Annotated in this window: 19 protein-coding genes and 1 tRNA gene; 13 read left to right on the plus strand and 7 right to left on the minus strand. The window is 67.0% G+C overall.

Annotated elements, in window-relative coordinates; genetic code table 11:
* Positions 1 to 61: 61 nt before the first annotated feature.
* The 4 genes from hxlB (at position 62) to OD997_RS01325 (ending at position 5,204) form a co-directional block, all read left to right on the plus strand.
* Positions 62 to 643: a 6-phospho-3-hexuloisomerase gene (hxlB, locus tag OD997_RS01310; RefSeq protein ID WP_434330023.1), complete on the plus strand. Its 582-nt coding sequence runs from the start codon at positions 62 to 64 to the stop codon at positions 641 to 643.
* A gap of 77 nt (positions 644 to 720) precedes the next feature.
* The gene (gene hxlA / locus OD997_RS01315; RefSeq protein ID WP_434332311.1) at positions 721 to 1,344 is read left to right on the plus strand and encodes a 3-hexulose-6-phosphate synthase; all 624 of its coding nucleotides are present in this window, start codon (positions 721 to 723) and stop codon (positions 1,342 to 1,344) included.
* Positions 1,345 to 1,505: 161 nt separating this feature from the next.
* The gene (locus tag OD997_RS01320) at positions 1,506 to 2,615 is read left to right on the plus strand and encodes a DUF998 domain-containing protein (protein WP_434330024.1); all 1,110 of its coding nucleotides are present in this window, start codon (positions 1,506 to 1,508) and stop codon (positions 2,613 to 2,615) included.
* Between the two features lie 39 nt (positions 2,616 to 2,654).
* On the plus strand, positions 2,655 to 5,204 hold the full coding sequence (locus OD997_RS01325) for a LuxR C-terminal-related transcriptional regulator (RefSeq protein WP_434330025.1): 2,550 nt from the start codon (positions 2,655 to 2,657) through the stop codon (positions 5,202 to 5,204).
* A gap of 9 nt (positions 5,205 to 5,213) precedes the next feature.
* On the opposite strand, the gene OD997_RS01330 is transcribed toward OD997_RS01325, so the two are convergent.
* Together OD997_RS01330 and OD997_RS01335 are read right to left on the minus strand one after the other, a co-directional pair.
* Positions 5,214 to 5,654, minus strand: coding sequence for a DUF6325 family protein (locus tag OD997_RS01330; RefSeq protein ID WP_434330026.1), 441 nt, complete (start codon positions 5,652 to 5,654; stop codon positions 5,214 to 5,216).
* A 4-nt stretch (positions 5,655 to 5,658) separates the two neighbouring features.
* Entirely contained in the window at positions 5,659 to 6,045 is a 387-nt protein-coding gene (locus OD997_RS01335) for a hypothetical protein (RefSeq protein ID WP_434330027.1), read from the minus strand.
* A gap of 396 nt (positions 6,046 to 6,441) precedes the next feature.
* Between OD997_RS01335 and OD997_RS01340 the strand changes: the two genes are divergently transcribed.
* The 3 genes from OD997_RS01340 (at position 6,442) to OD997_RS01350 (ending at position 8,818) form a co-directional block, all read left to right on the plus strand.
* Entirely contained in the window at positions 6,442 to 6,876 is a 435-nt protein-coding gene (locus tag OD997_RS01340; RefSeq protein WP_434330028.1) for a DUF6325 family protein, read from the plus strand.
* A gap of 1 nt (position 6,877) precedes the next feature.
* Complete coding sequence (locus tag OD997_RS01345) at positions 6,878 to 7,216, plus strand: SHOCT domain-containing protein (RefSeq protein WP_434330029.1); 339 nt, start codon at positions 6,878 to 6,880, stop codon at positions 7,214 to 7,216.
* Positions 7,217 to 7,489: 273 nt separating this feature from the next.
* Positions 7,490 to 8,818, plus strand: a complete 1,329-nt coding sequence (locus OD997_RS01350) for a hypothetical protein (RefSeq protein WP_434330030.1) — start codon at positions 7,490 to 7,492, stop codon at positions 8,816 to 8,818.
* Between the two features lie 154 nt (positions 8,819 to 8,972).
* Here OD997_RS01350 and OD997_RS01355 read toward each other — a convergent pair whose 3' ends face one another.
* A complete protein-coding gene (locus OD997_RS01355; protein WP_434330031.1) occupies positions 8,973 to 9,953 on the minus strand; it encodes an aldo/keto reductase in 981 nt (326 codons plus the stop codon).
* 130 nt (positions 9,954 to 10,083) lie between these two features.
* Here OD997_RS01355 and OD997_RS01360 point away from each other — a divergent pair, with 130 nt between their 5' ends.
* Entirely contained in the window at positions 10,084 to 10,953 is an 870-nt protein-coding gene (locus tag OD997_RS01360; RefSeq protein ID WP_434330032.1) for a helix-turn-helix transcriptional regulator, read from the plus strand.
* Between the two features lie 268 nt (positions 10,954 to 11,221).
* On the opposite strand, the gene OD997_RS01365 is transcribed toward OD997_RS01360, so the two are convergent.
* The gene (locus OD997_RS01365) at positions 11,222 to 12,130 is read right to left on the minus strand and encodes a hypothetical protein (protein ID WP_434330033.1); all 909 of its coding nucleotides are present in this window, start codon (positions 12,128 to 12,130) and stop codon (positions 11,222 to 11,224) included.
* An 84-nt stretch (positions 12,131 to 12,214) separates the two neighbouring features.
* On the opposite strand from OD997_RS01365, the gene OD997_RS01370 reads away from it, so the two are divergent.
* Complete coding sequence (locus tag OD997_RS01370; RefSeq protein ID WP_434332312.1) at positions 12,215 to 13,717, plus strand: DUF4041 domain-containing protein; 1,503 nt, start codon at positions 12,215 to 12,217, stop codon at positions 13,715 to 13,717.
* Positions 13,718 to 13,886: 169 nt separating this feature from the next.
* The gene (locus tag OD997_RS01375) at positions 13,887 to 14,075 is read left to right on the plus strand and encodes a hypothetical protein (protein ID WP_434330034.1); all 189 of its coding nucleotides are present in this window, start codon (positions 13,887 to 13,889) and stop codon (positions 14,073 to 14,075) included.
* A 55-nt stretch (positions 14,076 to 14,130) separates the two neighbouring features.
* Here OD997_RS01375 and OD997_RS01380 read toward each other — a convergent pair whose 3' ends face one another.
* The gene (locus OD997_RS01380; RefSeq protein ID WP_434330035.1) at positions 14,131 to 14,394 is read right to left on the minus strand and encodes a hypothetical protein; all 264 of its coding nucleotides are present in this window, start codon (positions 14,392 to 14,394) and stop codon (positions 14,131 to 14,133) included.
* Positions 14,395 to 14,669: 275 nt separating this feature from the next.
* On the opposite strand from OD997_RS01380, the gene OD997_RS01385 reads away from it, so the two are divergent.
* Positions 14,670 to 14,963, plus strand: a complete 294-nt coding sequence (locus OD997_RS01385) for a hypothetical protein (protein ID WP_434330036.1) — start codon at positions 14,670 to 14,672, stop codon at positions 14,961 to 14,963.
* Positions 14,964 to 15,124: 161 nt separating this feature from the next.
* On the opposite strand, the gene OD997_RS01390 is transcribed toward OD997_RS01385, so the two are convergent.
* Positions 15,125 to 15,197: transfer RNA gene (locus tag OD997_RS01390), tRNA-Arg, on the minus strand.
* Between the two features lie 16 nt (positions 15,198 to 15,213).
* Positions 15,214 to 16,023, minus strand: coding sequence for an SGNH/GDSL hydrolase family protein (locus OD997_RS01395; protein ID WP_434330037.1), 810 nt, complete (start codon positions 16,021 to 16,023; stop codon positions 15,214 to 15,216).
* A 70-nt stretch (positions 16,024 to 16,093) separates the two neighbouring features.
* On the opposite strand from OD997_RS01395, the gene argS reads away from it, so the two are divergent.
* Positions 16,094 to 17,758, plus strand: a complete 1,665-nt coding sequence (gene argS, locus OD997_RS01400) for an arginine--tRNA ligase (protein ID WP_434330038.1) — start codon at positions 16,094 to 16,096, stop codon at positions 17,756 to 17,758.
* Between the two features lie 37 nt (positions 17,759 to 17,795).
* Entirely contained in the window at positions 17,796 to 18,656 is an 861-nt protein-coding gene (locus tag OD997_RS01405) for an LmeA family phospholipid-binding protein (protein ID WP_434330039.1), read from the plus strand.
* Position 18,657: the final 1 nt, after the last annotated feature.

Raw genomic sequence — 18,657 nt, forward strand, 5'->3', positions numbered from 1 at the left:
GTAGGCGGAACCATGCGATCGGGCGGGGGCGGCCGCGGCAGCACGGGCGCACGATGGAGGAATGGACGTGATGGAGGTCGGCCTCGGGCATTCCCTGGGGCTCGTGTCGAATGAGGTCAGCACCGTGCTCGGATCGGTGATCCGCACCGACCCTGTCTCTCTCGGACGCGTGGCCGATCTGGTGGCCGAGGCGCCTCGGGTCTTCGTCCTCGGGGCAGGACGCTCCGGTCTCGCGCTGCGGATGACCGCGATGCGGCTGATGCACCTGGGGCTCGACGTGCAAGTGGTGGGGGAGACGACGACGCCGGCGATCTCGAGGGACGACCTCCTTCTCGTCGCGAGCGGTTCGGGAACGACCTCGGGCATCGTGCGTGCAGCGGAGACCGCTGTGGGTGTCGGAGCCAAGGTCGCCACGATCACCACCGACGGATCCTCACCGCTCGCCGCGCTCTCGCGGTCGGCGACCATCGTCGTGCCGGCGGCGGGCAAGCTCGATCGCTCGGGCGCCGCCTCGGCCCAGTACGCAGGCAGCCTCTTCGAACAGGCCGTCGTGCTGATCGGCGATGCGCTGTTCCATGCTCTCTGGGCTCGGAGCGGTCAGGACGCCGACGACCTCTGGCCTCGACACTCGAACCTCGAATGACCGCGACGACCGGTTCACCGCAGTGACCGGTCCACCGCAGTCATCACGTGTATGACCGCAGTAACGAAAGGAACATGATGAAGCTGCAATTCGCAATGGACACGCTCACGACGGAGGCCGCGCTCGCGCTGGCCGAGGCGGCTGCCCCGCACGTCGACATCCTGGAACTCGGCACCCCGCTGATCAAGAGCGCAGGGCTCAGCGCGGTCACCGCGATCAAGCAGGCGCACCCCGACAAGATCGTCTTCGCCGACCTCAAGACGATGGATGCCGGCGAGCTCGAAGCCGACATCGCCTTCGCCGCCGGTGCCGACCTCGTGACCGTTCTCGGCACCGCGGGCGACAGCACCATCGCGGGAGCCGTCAAAGCTGCGAAGAAGCATGGCAAAGGCATCGTCGTCGACCTCATCGGCGTGAAGGACAAGCCCGCACGGGCGAAGGAGGTCGTCAAACTGGGCGCCGAGTTCGTCGAGATGCACGCGGGCCTCGACGAGCAGGCCGAGGAGGGCTTCACCTTCGACACGCTGCTGCGTGACGGAGAGGCCTCGGGAGTGCCGTTCTCGGTCGCGGGCGGCGTGAACGCCGCCAGCATCGGCTCGGTGCAGAAGTCGGGCGCGCAGATCGCCGTCGCCGGAAGCGCGATCTACAGCGCGCCGGATGTCGGCGCCGCCGCAGCCGAGCTCCGCGCAGCCATCGGCTGACCCCGCTCGAACTCATCTGACAGAGAGGGACCCCGCCCGCGTGGTGGGGTCCCTCTCTGCGTCCGGTTGCTGCTTCGAGGTCATCTCTCTGCGGCCTGGCCTCGCCCTGTTCGGATGAAGAGTCCGTCGCGGGGCGACAGGATCAGGTCGACACTGTGTGGATGATGACGACTCCCGCACCTCAGGATCTCCTCGATGTCGCGCGGTCGAGCACCGAGCCGCGGGAACGGGCGCGGGAGGCGATCGGACTGCAGATCTCGATCGTGGCCTTCATCGTCACGGGCCTCGTCGCACTGCCTGTCTTCGGACTCCGGTCCGCGCCGATCGCCGGGAGCGGCTCGGTCGGACAGTTCGCGGCGATCGCATCCGCGGCGACGGCGATCGTGGTGTTTGTCCTCGGGCACATCATCGCCGCCGATCGCACCGCACCGAGGCAGGCGCGGGTGCTCGCCATCATCGACACGGCGGCCGTCGCCTTCGCCCACGCAGTCATCGCCCTCCTCGGATGGACGCTCGTGGCGACGATCATGGAGCAGGGCTTCACCGGCGCGGTGGTGTTCCCGATCCCGGTGCTGCTGCTCTCCGCCGCGACCGCCGGCGTCACCGCCTACGTCGTGTACTTCTCGGCGACGCACATGGACCTCCAGCTGCTCGCCACGGTCCTGGCGGTGTTCCTCGTGTTCGGTGTGGTCACGAGCATGCTGACCGCCAGCGATCCGCTGTGGTGGAAGGACAATCTGAGCGCTCTCGGGATGACGAACGACCTCTCGGCGAGGACCTTCAATCTCACGCTGATCGTGGCGGGAGTGCTCGTGACCACTCTCGCGCGCACGGCCACGCGGGGGATTCCGACCCCGAACCCCCGCGGCGTGACAGGGGTGCGCACGAGCCTGGTCGTGGTGGGGATATTCCTCGGCCTCGTCGGGGTGTTCCCGGTCGACGAGTTCTTCGCCCTCCACACCGGTGTCGCCTCGGGCATGGTCGTCGCCTTCGGCATCCTCGTGTTCATGCTGCGTCGGTGGATTCCCGGGGTGTCGAGCACGTTCCTCCTGCTCGGCTTCGTCTTCATCCTCGTGATCGTCGCGCTGGCGGTGCTGTTCGCCGTCGGGTACTACACGCTCACGGCGGTGGAGCTCGTGGCAGGAGTGCTGGTGTTCACCTGGATCATCCTTTTCATCCGGACCGCGGATGCTCTCACCTGCGACGCCGCGGTGACGGACGAAGCGCCGCTTTCCGCTCCTTCCGGTGCCGAAATGGATGTGCGCGCATGAGTCCTTGTCCGCCTCCCGATATATCAGTACGTTGAACGCATGGTCAGTCTCCCCCGCCTGACGAAATCCGGACCGGAGGTGCGGTTCCGCGCTCCATCGCGGCAACCCGGCATCATCACGCGGCACAGGGTGTCCTCCGCGATCAGTGCTTCGGTCGAGGTCAACCCGCTGACGGTGATCAGCGCACCGAGTGGATTCGGCAAGACGATGGCCACGGTGGAGTGGGCGGCCGACCATGAGGGCGAGGTCGCCTGGCTCGCGCTGAACTCCTACGACTCCGACCCGTCCCGCCTGGCGCAGGGCGTCATCGACGCTCTGAACGTCTCGGCGGAGAGGTCGGGGCACGCGCCGCTCTTCCCGCGCGATCTCGATGACCCGTTGCACGCCTACCAGGAGATCTGCCGCGTGTTCGGCGACGTCGACGCGACCGTGGGACTGGTCGTCGACGACGCGCATCGCGCAGGGGAGGAGTGGCGGCGGGGCTTGCTGGGGATGCTCGCGGAGCAGGCGCCTGACCGACTGCGGATCGTCCTGGTCGGCACCACCCTGCTCGAGGTGACCTCGTCCCGCCAGCGACTCATGAATCCGGAGTCCTTCGTGAGCGCCGAAGTGCTCCGATTCTCGGAGCCGGAGGTGAAGGCCCTGCGAGCCCGAGAGCCGGGTGGCCTCGCCGCCGAGTCGATCCTGGAGGAGACGCAGGGGTGGCCGATCGCGGTCAGGCTCATGATGATCGGCGGCACCCGCCCCGACTCCGATGCGTCGATCGCCTCGGCCTTCCTCGGCGACTACGTGCGAGAGCACGTGCTTGCGATGCTCCCTGCCGACATCGCCCGATTCGTGCTCGACGCGAGCGTCTGCTCCGAGCTCACGGCGGACCTCGCGACGGCGGTGACGCAGGACCCGCGGGCACCTGAGCTGCTGGAGAACTGCGTGCGGCAGGGACTGTTCCTCGACAAGTTCGAGGGACCGCACTGTCCGGTCTATCGGTGGCACGCGGCTTTCGCGCGGCAATGCGCGGAGATACTGCGCGCCGATCCTGCGCGAGCGGCGGGCTGCCATCGCCGAGCGGCAGCGTACCTCGCGGCATCCGACCCCATCTCCGCGATCGCGCACTCGATCAGGGCTGGAGACACCGACTGCGCGCGGCGCACACTCATGGATCACTGGGTGGGGCTCGTCGTCGGCTCGGAGGCAGCCGAGGTCGAGCGCACGGCGACCGAGATGCTGCGCCACACTCCCGATGACGCCGAGGTGCTTTTGGTGCGGGCGTGCGCCGGCGATGTCCTCGGCGACCACGCCGTCGCCCGCGAGCTCTTCCACCGGGCGGCCGCCGCGATCGAGCGATCGGGTGACGAGAGCCGCCGTACCGTCCTGCAGGTGGCACGGTTGTTCATCGCGGATGAGCGGGAGGAGCTCGCTCAGGCGAGCGCCGACGTGCGGGAGATGCTTCTCCGCGCGGATGCGACGGCGCTCAGCGATCGGGCGGCGATCAACTACCTCATGGGCTGGACCGAGATCCGCCACCGTACCGACCCGTCGCTGCCCGTCGAGTACTTCGCCGCCGCGGCCCGAGAGGCGAGGAGCTCGGGTGACAGGGAGCTGGCCAAGCGGTCGTCGGGACACCTGGCATTCGGTCAGACGTGGGCCGGGCAGTTCAGAGCGGCTCGCGCGTCGCTCGACGAGGTCGAGCGGGCGCAGGATGTGCGGCTGTCGTGGAGCACGTACGCAGGTGGGAGCGCGGCCGCCGCGGCCGGGTATGTCGCCTACTGGTCCGGCGATGTGGACGGCGCGATCCGAGAGTTCGGCTCCGTCCTCGCCAACGGTGCATCGGACCGCTCGTTCACCAGCATCGCCCGCATGATGATCGCCTATTCGGCGGCGGAGACGGGAGATGCGGCGGCGTGCCGTCGGGCGGCCATCGGCATCCAGGACATCCCTCTCGAAGTCGTGCACGGGCTCTCCTGGCCCACGTTCCGGGAGTCGTCCATCGGTCTCCTCGAGGAGGCGGTTGGCCGACAGGACCGTGCGCTCCGGATCGCCGGCAAGTACCTGCAGTGTCCCGACCTCCCCGTCGTCTGCGTGGCTCTCGCCGGGATCTTCCGCCGGGCAGGGGAGTACGCGACAGCGCTCGAGATGCTCCGGAGCCTGCGCACCTTCTCCGAGGTCTCGTATGTCAAGGTGGCGACCCTCGTCACCGCAGCGGTCCTCCGCCGCCACGCCGGCTACCACGACGCGGCGCACGAGATCTGCGAAGCCGCGCTCGCCGTCGCCTCCGCGGAGGACATCCGTCTGCCGTTCGGCCCACGGGAGTCCGCTGTCCGCAAGCTCCTGCACGAGCACGTCAGTTTCGGCACGCAGTACGAGGACTTCGTCGCTCGGTGCCTGGTCGCGGAGGTGCAGGGATCGCGGGTCGGCTCGCTCTCCGAGCGGGAGAGAGATGTCTACCAGCAGCTGCAGACCGCGCGTACGCTGCCCGAGATCGCCGGTGTGCTGCACCTGTCGATCAACACGGTGAAGACGCACCAGCGCTCCATCTATCGCAAGCTGGGCGTCTCGTCGAGACGGGAAGCGGTGCAGACGGCCCTGTGAGGGGCCGGCTCAGCGCCGGTCGAGCGTGGATCCGAGAACCGCGTTCGCGACCGCTGCGGGGATGAACTGCGTCGCGAGGATCGTGTCTCCGTTGAATGTCAGCTCCGCGCAGAACTGCGCGGCCCACGTCGGCTCGACCAGGATGAGCAGTGCGGACGACGCCACCGGCAGCGCAGCGGCGAAATGCCGAACGTCGTCCTCGCAGACGATGCCCCGGGCGTGGAGCTCGAGTCCCGCGAGCGTGAACTCGTCGGAATCCACTTCCCTGAAGCTGAACTCGTGGGATGCCGGGCGCCGGATGAGCAGCACGTCGAGGACGCGCACAGTGCCGGCTTCCACCTGTCGCAGCAGCGCTTCGAGCACGCTCGGACGGAGATGGTCGGAGTCGAGTCTCACGACGAAGAACTCGACATCGCCGAGAGTCTGCGTCACACCGACCATCTCGCCCATGTCATCAGCTGAGGGCTCGGGCCTTGAGGGAGGCGAACTCCTCGTTCGTGATCGTTCCCGCGGCGAGCAGCTTCGATGCCTTGTCGATCTCGTCGCTCGGGCTGTGAGACGCCACGCTGCGGATGTACGAGTCGGCTGCGTGCCGTTGCTCCTGATAGGCGGAGGCGCCCCGCTCGGCCATCCCAGGGCCTCGGGCGATGAGATAGACCAGCGCCGTCAGGAACGGCACGAAGATCAGGAAGATGATCCAGATCGCCTTGACCCACCCGTTGACCGTGTGGTCGCGGAAGAGGTCGGCGACGATGTTGAAGAGCACCATGAGGTACGAGATGAACACGAATGCCCAGAAGAACCACCAGATGATGGCCCAGAAGCTGTCCCAGATCGACATCATCGACTCCTTTCGTTGAGGTACTGCGTACCGCGATCCTGACAGCGCCCACCGTCCCCTGAGCCGCAGCCTCACCCAGAGCGGGCGAGCCTCTCGTCCGGGATCTCGATGTCGCTCGGCGCTGCGGTCACCCCGTTGGGGTGAGCGCACCGATCGGCGTCCTGTGCGCCGGTGCGAGCATGAGTCTCACGTCGCCCGCACCCGTGGCGACGGCACGGGGCGACGGTACGGAGGTGACAGAGTGCAGCGACCGCTGTCAGGACTGACGCGTGCGAACCTCGTGCGCGAGCTGCTCGACGGCATGACGCTCAGCGGTGTTCGACACCACCCGTGCGACGGTCGAAGCGCTCGGTGTGAGCCACGCATCGGAATCCCCTCGACAGAACGGCCATCTACATGAATGACTTCCGATTCGGGCCGGCGGAGTTCTATCTGGTCGGGTTCGAAGGAGACAGCCCGGACTCTGAGACCTTCCGAGCGCTGACCGATCTCGTCAGCAGCGGCGTCGTCCGCCTGCTCGACTTCGTCGTCCTCACGAAGACGGAGGACGGCGAGGTGGAAATCCGCGAACTCGACGAGGACGGTGACATTCTCAGCCTTGGGGACCTCGCGCCCATCGCCGCGGGGATCGCGGGTGAAGAGGATGTCGAGGACTTGGCCGAGCTCGTACTTCCAGGGCATTCGGCGGCCATCGTCGTGCTCGAACTCTCGTTCGCACGCGAACTCGCGCAGCGGCTCGCTGCTGCGGGCGGCCAGGTGCTGCACAGCGAGCGCGTCCCGGCACCCGTCGTGAACGCCATGATGGACATCCTCGATCAGGAAGGTGAATGACATGCCATTCAGAAGGTTCGGCCGCCCCGGGTTGATCGGTCTCGCCGCCAGGACCGCCGTCATCGCCGGCACCGCCACCGCCGTGCAAGGGGTCGCGATGCGACACAGGGAGCAGCGGGAGAAGGGGCAGTACGAGCAGGAGCAGTATGCGGCCGCGCAGCAGCAGGCGCAGATCGACGCGGCAGCGCAGAATGCCGCGACCCAGTACGTGCCGGGAGCAGCGACCGCAGCCGGTGCCGACGACATGATCTCGAAGCTCCAGCAGCTGGCGACGCTGAAGGACTCCGGGGTGTTGTCGGAGGAGGAGTTCGTCGCCGCCAAGCAGAAGCTGCTGAGTTAGCGCGCGGACGGCGGAGGAGACGCACATGGGTCGGGGCATCGGGCTGCTGCCACTCGCGCTCGGCATCCGGATGAGCGCTCTGTCCATCGGCAACGGGATCACCGCGTTCTCATGAGCGCCGGCGATGTGAAGCGGAAGAGGGTGCGGACATGGACTGGGTGATGATCGGCGGCTTCGCTTTGCTCGCCCTGGCGATCCTGATGGTGGTCGTCGGCATCGTGACGGCGACCCTGATGCGCCGTCGGCGGCGTCGATGAACGAGGAGGACGGCACATGACCGAACTGGACGATCTGAGGGCCCGGGTCCGCGCCCTCGAGCAGGAGAACACCAGCCTTCGTGCGCCGAGGAGGAGGCCGCGAGGCAGATCCGTCGTCGCGGGCATCGTGCTGGTGCTCGCGGTGCTGATCTCGCCGATCGCGGCGATGGGCACGTGGGCGCGGCTTCAGCTGGTGGATGCCGATCAGTTCGTCTCGACCTTCGCTCCGCTGGCCCAGGACCCGGACGTGCAGGACTTCGTCGCCGAGCAGGTCAGTGCGGCGATCCACGAGCAGGTCGACCTCACCGCGGTCGTCGGCGACGTCTTCGACGGACTGCGGGAACTTGACCTGCCACCACGCGCGGAGTCCGCCTTGACTCTGCTCGAGGTGCCGGCGGCCAGCGGGCTGGTCGGGCTCGTCGACAGTGTCGTTCGCGATCTCGTGGCCTCCGACCAGTTCGCGACGATCTGGGCGGAGTCGCTCCGGTTCACGCACGAGAGGGCTGTCGCGATCATGCAGAACAGCCCGGACACCGCGCTGCAGCTCGCCGACGACGGTGTGCTGTCGGTCGACCTCGGAGTCGTGGTCGCCCGGGTGAAGGCCGAACTCGCAGAGCGGGGAGTCGGGTTCGCGGATCTCATCCCCGAGATCGACAGATCCATCCCGATCGCGCAGGCCGACGCGCTGGTGTTGGTGCGCACCGTCTACCAGGTGGCGGTGAGCTCGGGATTCTGGCTTCCGTGGATCGTGCTCGGGTTCCTCATCGTCGGTGTGCTGCTGGCACGCGACCGTCCGCGCGCGGTGCTCTGGACCAGCCTCGGGTTCGCTCTCGTGTTCCTCCTCTTCTCCGCCGGCCTCGGAATCGGTCGTGGATTCTTCATCGGCGCGGTGAGTCCGTCGATCATGACGGCTGCCGCGGCGCAGTCGATGTTCGACATGCTCACCGCGCTGCTGAGCTCGACGATCGCTGCGCTCGCGCTGGTGGGCGTCGTGGTGGCGGCCTGGGCATGGATCGCCGGATCGAGCCCGACTGCGCGCACGCTCCGTGGGGCGGCCGAGAGCGGCTTCGCGTCGATCCGGCGGGCGGGGGAGCGACGTGGCCTCTCGACCGGACGATTCGGTGCCGGCGTGGACAGGTTCCGGGGGCCCATCCTCGTCACGGGGATGCTCCTGGCCGTGCTGATCCTGATCGTGAACAGGCCCGTCTCGTTCGGCATCATCATCGGAGTCGGCCTTGCGCTCGTCGGACTCGTCGTCGTGGTCGAACTGGTGCGGCGACCGGCGGAGGATGTCGACGACGAGACGCCGGAGTCGGATCCTCTGGTGGGAGAAGCTGCTCGATGATCCGGATTCCCGCCGGGAGGCTGCTCATGGGGTCGACAGAGTTCTATCCCGAAGAGGGGCCTGTGCACGAGCGGGAGGTCGCCGCGCGGCCCCCCCGCTGTCGCACGAGCCCAACCGGCCCCCGGACGGGCTCGTACGACAGCGGGATGACCGGTCACTTGTCGATGGAGACCATGTTGGCTTCGTCGTGACGCTCGCCCGCTGCGGGCTCGAGCGCCGTCAGGCGGTCAGCCTGGTCCGCGGTGAGCACGACGGCGTCAGCGGCGGTGTTCTCCTCCACACGCGCGACGCGGCGAGTGCCGGGGATGGGCGCGATGTCATCTCCGCGAGTGAGGATCCACGCCAGAGCGGTCTGCGCAGGAGACGCACCGATCTCGGCGCCGATGGCACGGACTTCGTCGACGAGACGGAGGTTGCGCGTGAAGTTCTCTCCGACGAACCGCGGGTTCGTCTTGCGCCAGTCGTCGTCGGGGATGTCCGCGGCGGAACGGATCTGTCCCGTCAGCAGTCCGTGACCGAGCGGGGAGTACGGCACGAACCCGATTCCCAGTTCGCGCAGCAGCGGCAGGATCTCCGACTCCACATCGCGGGTCCACAACGAGTACTCGGTCTGCAACGCCGACACCGGCTGCACGGCGTGCGCGCGTCGAATGGTCTGTGCCGAGGCTTCGGAGAGTCCGAAATGCAGGACCTTGCCCTCCGCGATCAGGTCGGCGACGGCTCCGGCCGTGTCTTCGATGGGCGTGCTCGGGTCGACCCTGTGCTGGTAGTAGAGGTCGATGTGGTCTGTGCCCAGGCGGCGGAGGGAACCCTCGACGGCGGCCTTCACGTTCTGGGGCGCGCTGTCGATCACTCCGGGCCCGCCACCGGAGTGGGAGACGAGGCCGAACTTCGTGGCGATCTTCACCTGATCGCGCCGACCGCGGATCGCCTGTCCGACGATCTCCTCGCTGAGGTAGGGACCGTAGATCTCGGCGGTGTCGATGTGAGTGACACCGAGGTCGAGGGCGCGGTGGATGGTGCGGATGGACTCGTCGTTGTCGAGTCCGCCACCGGTCGTGTAGGTGCCGGCCATGGTCATGGCGCCGAGACCGATGCGGGAGACCTCGAGGGTTCCCAGATGTGCGTTCTTCATGTCGTGTCCTTCTGTCTGTGTCGACGGATGAGTCGAGTCAACGCCCTCACGTCGGAGTTAGCGTGGCCCCATTTATGGGTGCCCCAGCAGGGACCCCCTGGATCGTTGGCACCGGCGTAGTTTCGATGTCATGGACACTCGTGACGCCATCAGCGACTTCCTCACCACGAGGCGCGCGAAACTCACCCCGGAGCAGGTGGGGCTGCCGGACTTCGGCGGTCGGCGCCGAGTGCCCGGGCTGCGCCGTGAAGAGGTCGCCCTCGTCGCCGGGATGAGCTCCGAGTACTACAAGCGTCTCGAGCGCGGCAACGCCACGGGGGTGTCCGACGCCGTCATCGACGGCGTCAGCCGGGCCCTTCAGCTGGATGAGGCAGAGCACGCGCACCTGCACGACCTGATTCGGGCGGCGAACGCCGGAGCGCGCCCGCAACAGCGACGCCCCGTGCGGAAGACGCAGCTGACCTCCGGTATGCGGCAGACCATCGACGCGATGTCCACCGTCCCCGTGTTCGTGCAGAACGGCCGGCTCGACGCTGTCGCCACCAACACGCTGGGTCGCGCGCTCTTCAGCGAGATGCTCGACGACGCCAGCCCGCCCGCGAACGCCGCGCGCTTCGTCTTCCTCGACGCGCGCGCTCAGACCTTCTACCGCGACTGGGAGGCGCAGACCGGTCAGATCGTCGCCCTCCTCCGTGCGGAAGCCGGTCGCTCGCCCTACGACCGTCAGCTCAGCGACCTCGTCGGCGAACTCTCCACTCGCAGCGACCTCTTCCGAAAGCTGTGGGGAGCGCATGACGTGCGCGAACACCGCACCGGTCTGAAGAGCGTCCACCACCCGGTGGTCGGCGACCTCGACCTCACCTTCCAGGCGATGGATCTCGTGTCCGACCGCGGTCTGCAGATGATCGTCTTCTCAGCGCAACCGGGATCCGCCACCCACGAGCGCCTCCAGCTGCTCGCCAACCTGACCGAGTCGACAGCCGAACGGGCGAGTCGCTGACGACCACGGGCGATTCTCGTCTCCGACGCCTTTCGGAACGATGCGGACAGGTCCGCGAACAGCGGGCAACGAAAAAGCCGCCTGAACTCAGGCGGCTTCTTCGGTGGTGTGTGTGGGTTGTACGCAGAAGGTGTTTTGCCGGGTGATTCCGGGGGAGTTGAAGCAAGGCCGCGAGAGCAATCCTCTACGGGCCGGACGGTAATCCTCCAGTTCGTCTCAATCGTCGCGCAAGTGCGCCGCGGCTGATCTGCGGCCGTCCGCGCAAGAGTCACGTTGGCTCTGAGCGCGCGCGGACTCGGATGATTCGCGCGGCGAGCGTCTCCGTGGCTTGGCGATACGTCATCATCGCGGCAAGAAGGGCATTGGTCGTGTGCGCGAGGTTCATGGATGCGACGACATAGAGCGTCCCGTCTTCGTTATCGACGGTCTCTCCATGCTCGCTCGTAGTCAACATGCGGAGCGGGGAGGGGTGGGTGAGGCCTGAGATGAGTCGCCATACAGTTGATGCGTAACCGCCGTTGAGGTCGGGGTAGTCGGTCGCTTGCTCGACGATCATCCCGTGTCCGGGGGCACCTGCGATGTACTCGTCAGCGCTGATGCCTTCAGCTTCGGCGATCTTGGCCATCTGCTGCGAGTGGCGCCTCCGACGGGCGACTCCACCGCGAATGGCTGCCTGCGAGGTCGACCTCCCTTGAGCAGTGTTGACGTCAGCAAGCTTGGCTGCAGCCTTGACGAGGGTCAGGTCGTACTCGATGTCGGTTGTGCGGAGTTGGAGCAGTCGGACGATGCGCTCGCGCTGGTCTTCGGGCCGGAGCAGCCACAAGGCTGTGGAGGCGGACTCCAGCGCGCTGCGTAAAAGCGGGAAGTGCGCCGTGACGCGGTGCTCGAGCTGTTCTCCGTCTGGAAGAAGCAACTGCTTCGTCGCTGCGAGATTGTCAGTGGCCATGGACATGCAGGAGGCGATGAAGTGGCTGAGGTGGAGCCAGCTCGTGCGTCGGTCGTCGTCGCCGAGCTCCGAAGTCGGCTTGGCCCGAAGCTGGGCGATGGTCGCGTAACGCGCGAGTAAGGCGTCAACTTGCTGTAGTCGCTCTGTGAGAACGCGCGAGGCGTCGAGTTCAGCGGCATCGGTGACTGGAACTCGGATGAGGCCTCTCGCGGGCCGTGGCGGGTGATCCATGGCCTGACCTTATCGGCGCCGAGAACAGTCGGACGGTAGGTGCCTTTCGCGGTGCGCTACGTTGAGCGAGTGACTGAACAGACTGTGCGGGCTGGTTGGCATCCAGATCCGTCTGGGCAGTTCGAGCAACGGTACTGGGACGGCGCGGGGTGGACGGAACACGTCTTCGCTGCCGGTGTGCAGACCGTTGCCCCGCTGGCCCGCAGCCGCGCAGAGGCTCGAGCGCTTGCATCGTCGCCTACGGGCACTTCGGCACCGGCGCGGAACCCTCCCGTCGTTGAACAGGCCCCTGTTGCGGTTGCCCTGGTGGCTGGAGGACAGAACGCGCTGGTTCTGGAGAACATCCCACTCGTCGGCGCACGGAAGCACGCTGAGAAGCTGCGCTCGGAGGTCGCCCGGCTTCAGGGGCTCATCGACCAGTACGGACTTCAGGACGTGGCCGCCCTGGATGACTTGAAGCGCCACCTGAACCAGGAAGTCGATGGCGTTCGCGGGCAGGTCGCAGCCGCCTCGGCGGAGCTCGCATCGCGCCAAGCAGCCATCGCATCCACCGAGGCCTCGCTCCTGGACCTGCGCGGAGCCGTCGAGGTCCAGGAACTGGGCCTCTACGACTACGAGCATCCCGCTGAGGACTCCGTCGCCCTCGCCACTCAGCTCGAAGCACTCCGCGCGGACATCAAGACGGCCGTCCGCGCCGGCCGGGCGACGCAGGCGACGAGCAACTTCACCTTCAACAACAGCACGGCCAAGGGCGCGAAGTTCGTTCGCGACATGTCGAAGCTCATGCTCCGCTCTTACAACGCCGAGGCCGAGAACTGCGTCAAGGCTGTCCGTGCCGGGAACCTGGCCACCGCTCAGAAGCGCCTCACCACGGCGATGGAGCAGATCGCTCGCCTCGGCACGATGATCGACCTGAGCATCACGTCGTATTTCCACCAGCTTCGTCTCCGCGAGCTTGAACTCGCCAACCGGCACCTCCGTGCCGTCCAAGAAGAGAAGGAAGCAGACCGCGCGCACCGTGAGGAACTTCGGGAGCAGCGCAAGGCGGAGAAGGAACTCGCCGCAGAGAAGGCGCGCCTCGAGAAGGAACGCGGGCATTACGCCAACACCATCGCCGCACTCGAAGCCAATGGTGATCTCGAAGGCGCAGAGCGCATGCGGGCGCGCCTTGCTGATGTCGAACACGCCATCGAGAACGTCGACTACCGGGCAGCGAACATCCGCGCCGGGTATGTGTACGTCATCAGCAACGTCGGCTCCTTCGGCCCGGACGTCGTGAAGATCGGACTCACCAGGCGCCTCGAACCGATGGACCGCGTCAACGAACTCGGAGATGCGTCCGTGCCGTTCCGGTTCGACGTCCACGCGCTGTTCTTCGCAGACGACGCCGTGAGCATCGAAGCGATGCTGCACCAGCACTTCGCGGACCGGCGCATCAATCAGATCAACCTGCGTCGCGAGTACTTCCGCACGACACCCACCGAGGTGCGCGAGGTGTTGAAGGCGCACTCCGTCGAGCTGTTGGACTTCAAGCTGGAGCCCGCCGCGGAGGAGTACCTGGCGACTCGCGCACTCCAGGGCGCGTAGAAAGTCTGGTCGCGGTGAGGTAGGACTTATCGAACTCGTCCCTGAGCTCGAGACACCGTCGGCGCTTCGTAGGCTGCAGGAGTGCGTTCGCCCCGTGACCAGGATGCTCGCGTACTTTTAGACCATGGCGAACCGAGGCACGCGGCGGCGGTATCGCCGGGAGTGGGTGATGACGGCCATCTCCGCGCTGCTGTTCGCGTACATGTCTGGGCTCGTGCTGTTGGCTCTGTCCTGGGGCATCGGATACTCCGTCCCGCAATGGGCGCTCATCGGAGTCATGGTGGCCGGGTCGGCGGCGTTGCTCGTGTGGCAGATCCGGAAGGTGCTGACCATGCGAGGGAAGCAACCAGATAAGTGAACGGCGACCCGTGCGTCGTGGTCCTTTCCGCGGATAAGGTTCGTAGAAGGCGGGCCTACAGGTCTCGTTGCGATCCAGCCCCGTGTCCATGCTCGGCTTCGAACCCGTGCAACTGCCTTTGAGCCCTCAGGTAAGCGGCGATGTTTACGGAGACGACGGCGACGGAGCCCGCGAGCAACGCCCAGCCGCTCCAGGATCCAATGTCCGTTAGCGTCACGAAAATTGCGACGAGCATCGCGGCCACGCCAATGCTCAGTCCGAGCAGTGCGAGGGTCCGCAAGCGTTCAATGGCTATCCGTTGCTGAATGAGGGATGTCACGACCCCAGTGTCGCGTCGTAGTGCTCTGGGCGCTACCGTGGGCTCAGACTCCAGCACGATTGGGAAGCGAGGAGGCGCACGGTGATCTATGTGATTGTTGTTCTCGCTCTTGTCTTTGCCATCATCGCTTTCGTCGCCGTACGGCGTCCTCTGCCGGAGGCTGGAACCCGAGAAGCGGGCGAGAGAAGGGCTTGGCGGCTGGGTGGGATTCTGGTGGGCGCGGCTCTGATAGTCCTGTGCGTCGTTCAATTGATCCAGTCGTACGCCAGCTGACGATGCACTCGACCGCGAACGAAGAGGACGCCGAACTGCGCCAACGCCTCCGCGCCATCGAGGTTGAACACGCCGACCTGCTCGCCAACACCATGGGGCTGAGCTCCATCGGCAACCCGGACCTCGTGGGCAGAGCGAAAGAGCTGGAACAAGAGGCCGACAAGCTCCGCGTTCGACTAGGTGAGCCCGCTCAGAACTCGCCGGCGCTTTCCCGGTTTAACGCGATCATCGGGTGGCTGATGCTCGGCGGCGCAGTCGCTGGGATCATCGCGCTCGTTATACTCCTGCCTCAGTAGACCGACGGGCCACGTGCGCGGTGCTGTGAGAGCGTGATTCGGGAGCGCATCGCCGCAGTCAAGACCACGATTATGAATGAGAAAAGCCGCCTGAACCAGGCGGCTTTCTCGTGTTTTCGGTTCTGCTCGCGAATCAGACTCGTTGCGCGTCGATCCTTATGTGCCCCCGACTGGAATCGAACCAGCGACCTACGGTACCGGAAACCGGCGCTCTATCCACTGAGCTACGGAGGCGTACCGATCGACAATATCACTGCTCGGGAGTCGTCTCCGACCCACCGGCCTCGGTGACCGGCGCGTCGCCGAGTTCGGCGAGTGCCGCGGCGAGCTTCTCCGCCAGATACCGGTGGCCGTCGGTGGAGGGATGCTGACGCCCGACCTCCACGTCGATCACCGAGAGATAGTTCTGCTCGGTGATCCAGTCCTGGGCGACGGGGGAGATGTACCACCAGCCACGGGCAGCGGCGAGCTCGCCGAGATCGGTGTCGATGCGGGCGGTCCCGGCGCCGACGGGCAGCTCGTGAGGGGCGGGGCCCAGGATGACGATCGTCGCGTCGGGGTACTTCGCGGACATCGCGTCCCACGCTGCGGTTACGGCTTCACGGTAACCGGCCTCGCCGTCACGCCGGTCGTTTATGGAACCCTGCATGATGATCAGGTCCGGCGCGAGCGTGGGGTCCAGAGCGGCGATGCGCTCGCCGAAGGCGGGACCGTCGAGTCCGGGCCGCAGATACCCGCTGCCTCGGACTCCGTCGACGATCGTCTCGCCGTCGATCAATCCGGCGAGCACGTAGGCGTAGCCGAGCGTCGGCTCGGTCGCGGCCGATCCGTAGGTCCATGAGTCGCCGAAGACGAGGACGGTCGGATGCTCGGGGAGGAGCAGTGGCACGGGGGCGATCGCGACTGCTTCGTCGTCGGCGGCAGCGGCTCCGACGGGCGCCGAGGACGGCACCGGAACCCACGGACGCCACACGCCGACGATGACCGCGGCGAGTGCCAGGATCACGGCGACGGCGAGCCCTGCGACGGGCAGGCGGTGGCGGGCGGATGCGGCCTTCATGGCATGACTGTAGATCACGATCCGGCCCTCGCAAATTCGAGGGCGTGACGCGCCGTAAACTGGGAGGCCTATGAACCCTGAAACGCTCGCCTCAGCCCTCCTCGCCGTCCTCGCACCGATCGCCGAGGAACGACGTCCGGGCGAGCCGCTCGCACTCGCCGCATCCGACATCGTGCTCGACCGTCCGCGCAACCGCGACCACGGCGACTGGGCCTCGAACATCGCGATGCGTCTGGCGAAGCCGTTCGGCACCAACCCCCGCGAACTCGCCCAGCAGATCGCCGACGGGCTCGCCAAGGTCGACGGCATCGCGAGCACCGAGGTCGCCGGCCCCGGGTTCATCAACATCCGCCTCGACGCGGCGGCCGCCGGCGCGCTGGCCAAGGTCATCGTCGATGCGGGCGTCGAGTACGGCCACAACGACACCCAGGCCGGGCAGAGCATCAACATCGAGTTCGTGAGCGCGAACCCGACCGGCCCGCTGCACATCGGTCACACGCGCTGGGCGGCCCTCGGTGACGCGATCGCGCGCGTTCTCGCGGCATCCGGTGCGACCGTCGCCCGCGAGTACTACATCAACGACGCCGGCGTGCAGATGGAGCGCTTCGCTAACTCCGTGCTCGCGGCGGCCAAGGGCGAGCCCACGCCCGAGGGCGGCTACGCCGGGAGCTACATCGGCGATCTCGCTGCCCGGGTCCTCGCTGCGCGCCCCGACCTGCTCGATCTCCCCGACGACGAGCAGGTGACCGTCACGCGTGAACTCGCCTACGAATACCAGCTCGATGAGCAGAAGCAGTCGCTGTCGAAGTTCAACGTCGACTTCGATGTCTGGTTCTCGGAGCGCACGCTGCACGCCAAGGGCGCCGACGGAACGAGCCTGGTCGACCAGGCCGTCGACCGACTCCGCGAGCAGGGACATGTCTTCGACGACGAGGGTGCCGTCTGGGTGCGCACCACCGACTTCGGTGACGACAAGGACCGTGTGATCCGCCGCTCGAACGGCGAGTACACCTACTTCGCCGCCGACGCCGCGTACTACCTCAACAAGGGCGACCGCGGCTTCGAGTACAAGCTCTACCTGCTGGGTGCGGACCACCACGGGTATGTCCACCGCCTCAAGGCGATCGCGGGAGCAGCGGGCGAGGACCCCGAGAAGAACGTCGAGGTGCTGATCGGCCAGCTCGTCTCCGTCGGCGGCGCGCGCCTCAGCAAGCGTGCCGGCAACATCATCGAGATGGACGACCTGCGCGAATGGCTCGGCACCGATGCGCTGCGCTACTCGCTGGAGCGCTCGCCCGCGGATTCACCGCTGGCGCTCGACCCGGAGCTGTTGCAGAAGCGCACGAACGACAATCCCGTCTTCTACGTGCAGTACGCGCACGCCCGCACTCACAATGTGGCGCGCAACGCCGCGGATTCGGGCGTGGACCGCTCGGAGTTCGCTCCCGAGACCCTCACGCACGAGACCGAGGGCGCGCTGCTGGGCGCTCTGCAGGAGTTCCCCCGCATCGTCGCCTTCGCCGCCGAGGTGCGCGAACCGCACCGTGTCGCGCGCTACCTCGAGGAGCTCGCCGGCCTGTACCACCGCTGGTACGACAACTGCCGCGTGATCCCGCAGGGTGACGACCCCATCGAGACCGTTCACCGCACGCGACTGTGGCTCAACGACGCCGCAGGCCAGGTGTTCCGCAACGGCCTCGACCTCCTCGGCGTGTCCGCCCCCGAGCGGATGTGACTCGGCTGCCGTCCGCCCAGTAGGGCAGGATGGCAGCATGAGCGACGACAACCACACCCTCTCTTATCCCGCCGCGGATTCCGAGCATCCGACGCTCGTGATCCCCGGTGAGAAGGATGCTGCGGATGCTGTCAGCGCCGCGCCCGCGAAGCGCAGGCGCAAGAGGTGGCCGTGGGTCCTCCTGATCGTCGTGGTCGTGCTGGCGGCGCTCGCTGTCGCCGCGGAGCTGGTCGTGCGCTCGATCCTTCCCGGAGTCGTCCGTGGGATCGTGATCGATCAGCTCGACCTGCCCGCCGATCAGGAGCTCGATGTGGCGGCCGACGGCATCCTGATCCCGCAGTTGATCGGCGGGACGCTCGACACTCTTCATCTATCAACGGATTCGGTGACCCTGCAGGGGATCACGGGTGCGGTCGACGTCACGGCGACCGGGGTGCCGCTGCGGGGAGGCGATCTGAGCGGTGCGACGGGGACGATCCGGATCGACGAATCGCAGTTCACCACGCTGCTCGCCGGTACCGACCTTCCTGTGGACACCGTGACGTTCGAGGCTCCGAACGCGACAGCCGCCGGTACGGTGACCGTTCTCGGAATCGCGATCCCGGTCTCGCTGACGGTGACGCCGGGCATCGCCGAGGGCGATCTCGAGCTGACCCCCGTGGGGCTCACGATCGGCGGCCTCGAGGTCGACGCGGATCAGGTCGGATCCTCTCTCGGGTCCCTGGGCAGTCGACTCACCGAGACGCAGCGTGTCTGCATCGCCGATCAGCTCCCCGCCGGCATCACCCTCACCGGACTCGAGATCGTCGGTACTGAGGCGGTGATCGACGTGGATGTCGACGGCGCGATCGCGACCGATGCGACTCTGCTCGACAAGGGCGTGTGCCCCCAGAGCTGAG

The organism is Microbacterium sp. CGR1 (assembly GCF_051062835.1).
Taxonomy (GTDB): Bacteria; Actinomycetota; Actinomycetes; order Actinomycetales; family Microbacteriaceae; genus Microbacterium.

Bases quoted from the DNA above. Each gene is read 5' to 3' on its own strand.
- OD997_RS01365 (WP_434330033.1), bottom strand. From the start codon at position 12,130: ATGGATCACCCGCCACGGCCCGCGAGAGGCCTCATCCGAGTTCCAGTC.
- OD997_RS01340 (WP_434330028.1), top strand. From the start codon at position 6,442: ATGAATGACTTCCGATTCGGGCCGGCGGAGTTCTATCTGGTCGGGTTC.
- argS (WP_434330038.1), top strand. From the start codon at position 16,094: ATGAACCCTGAAACGCTCGCCTCAGCCCTCCTCGCCGTCCTCGCACCG.
- OD997_RS01325 (WP_434330025.1), top strand. From the start codon at position 2,655: ATGGTCAGTCTCCCCCGCCTGACGAAATCCGGACCGGAGGTGCGGTTC.
- OD997_RS01330 (WP_434330026.1), bottom strand. From the start codon at position 5,654: ATGGGCGAGATGGTCGGTGTGACGCAGACTCTCGGCGATGTCGAGTTC.
- OD997_RS01360 (WP_434330032.1), top strand. From the start codon at position 10,084: ATGGACACTCGTGACGCCATCAGCGACTTCCTCACCACGAGGCGCGCG.
- OD997_RS01350 (WP_434330030.1), top strand. From the start codon at position 7,490: ATGACCGAACTGGACGATCTGAGGGCCCGGGTCCGCGCCCTCGAGCAG.
- OD997_RS01355 (WP_434330031.1), bottom strand. From the start codon at position 9,953: ATGAAGAACGCACATCTGGGAACCCTCGAGGTCTCCCGCATCGGTCTC.
- OD997_RS01320 (WP_434330024.1), top strand. From the start codon at position 1,506: ATGATGACGACTCCCGCACCTCAGGATCTCCTCGATGTCGCGCGGTCG.
- hxlB (WP_434330023.1), top strand. From the start codon at position 62: ATGGACGTGATGGAGGTCGGCCTCGGGCATTCCCTGGGGCTCGTGTCG.
- OD997_RS01335 (WP_434330027.1), bottom strand. From the start codon at position 6,045: ATGTCGATCTGGGACAGCTTCTGGGCCATCATCTGGTGGTTCTTCTGG.
- OD997_RS01395 (WP_434330037.1), bottom strand. From the start codon at position 16,023: ATGAAGGCCGCATCCGCCCGCCACCGCCTGCCCGTCGCAGGGCTCGCC.
- OD997_RS01385 (WP_434330036.1), top strand. From the start codon at position 14,670: ATGCACTCGACCGCGAACGAAGAGGACGCCGAACTGCGCCAACGCCTC.
- OD997_RS01405 (WP_434330039.1), top strand. From the start codon at position 17,796: ATGAGCGACGACAACCACACCCTCTCTTATCCCGCCGCGGATTCCGAG.
- OD997_RS01345 (WP_434330029.1), top strand. From the start codon at position 6,878: ATGCCATTCAGAAGGTTCGGCCGCCCCGGGTTGATCGGTCTCGCCGCC.
- OD997_RS01375 (WP_434330034.1), top strand. From the start codon at position 13,887: ATGACGGCCATCTCCGCGCTGCTGTTCGCGTACATGTCTGGGCTCGTG.
- hxlA (WP_434332311.1), top strand. From the start codon at position 721: ATGAAGCTGCAATTCGCAATGGACACGCTCACGACGGAGGCCGCGCTC.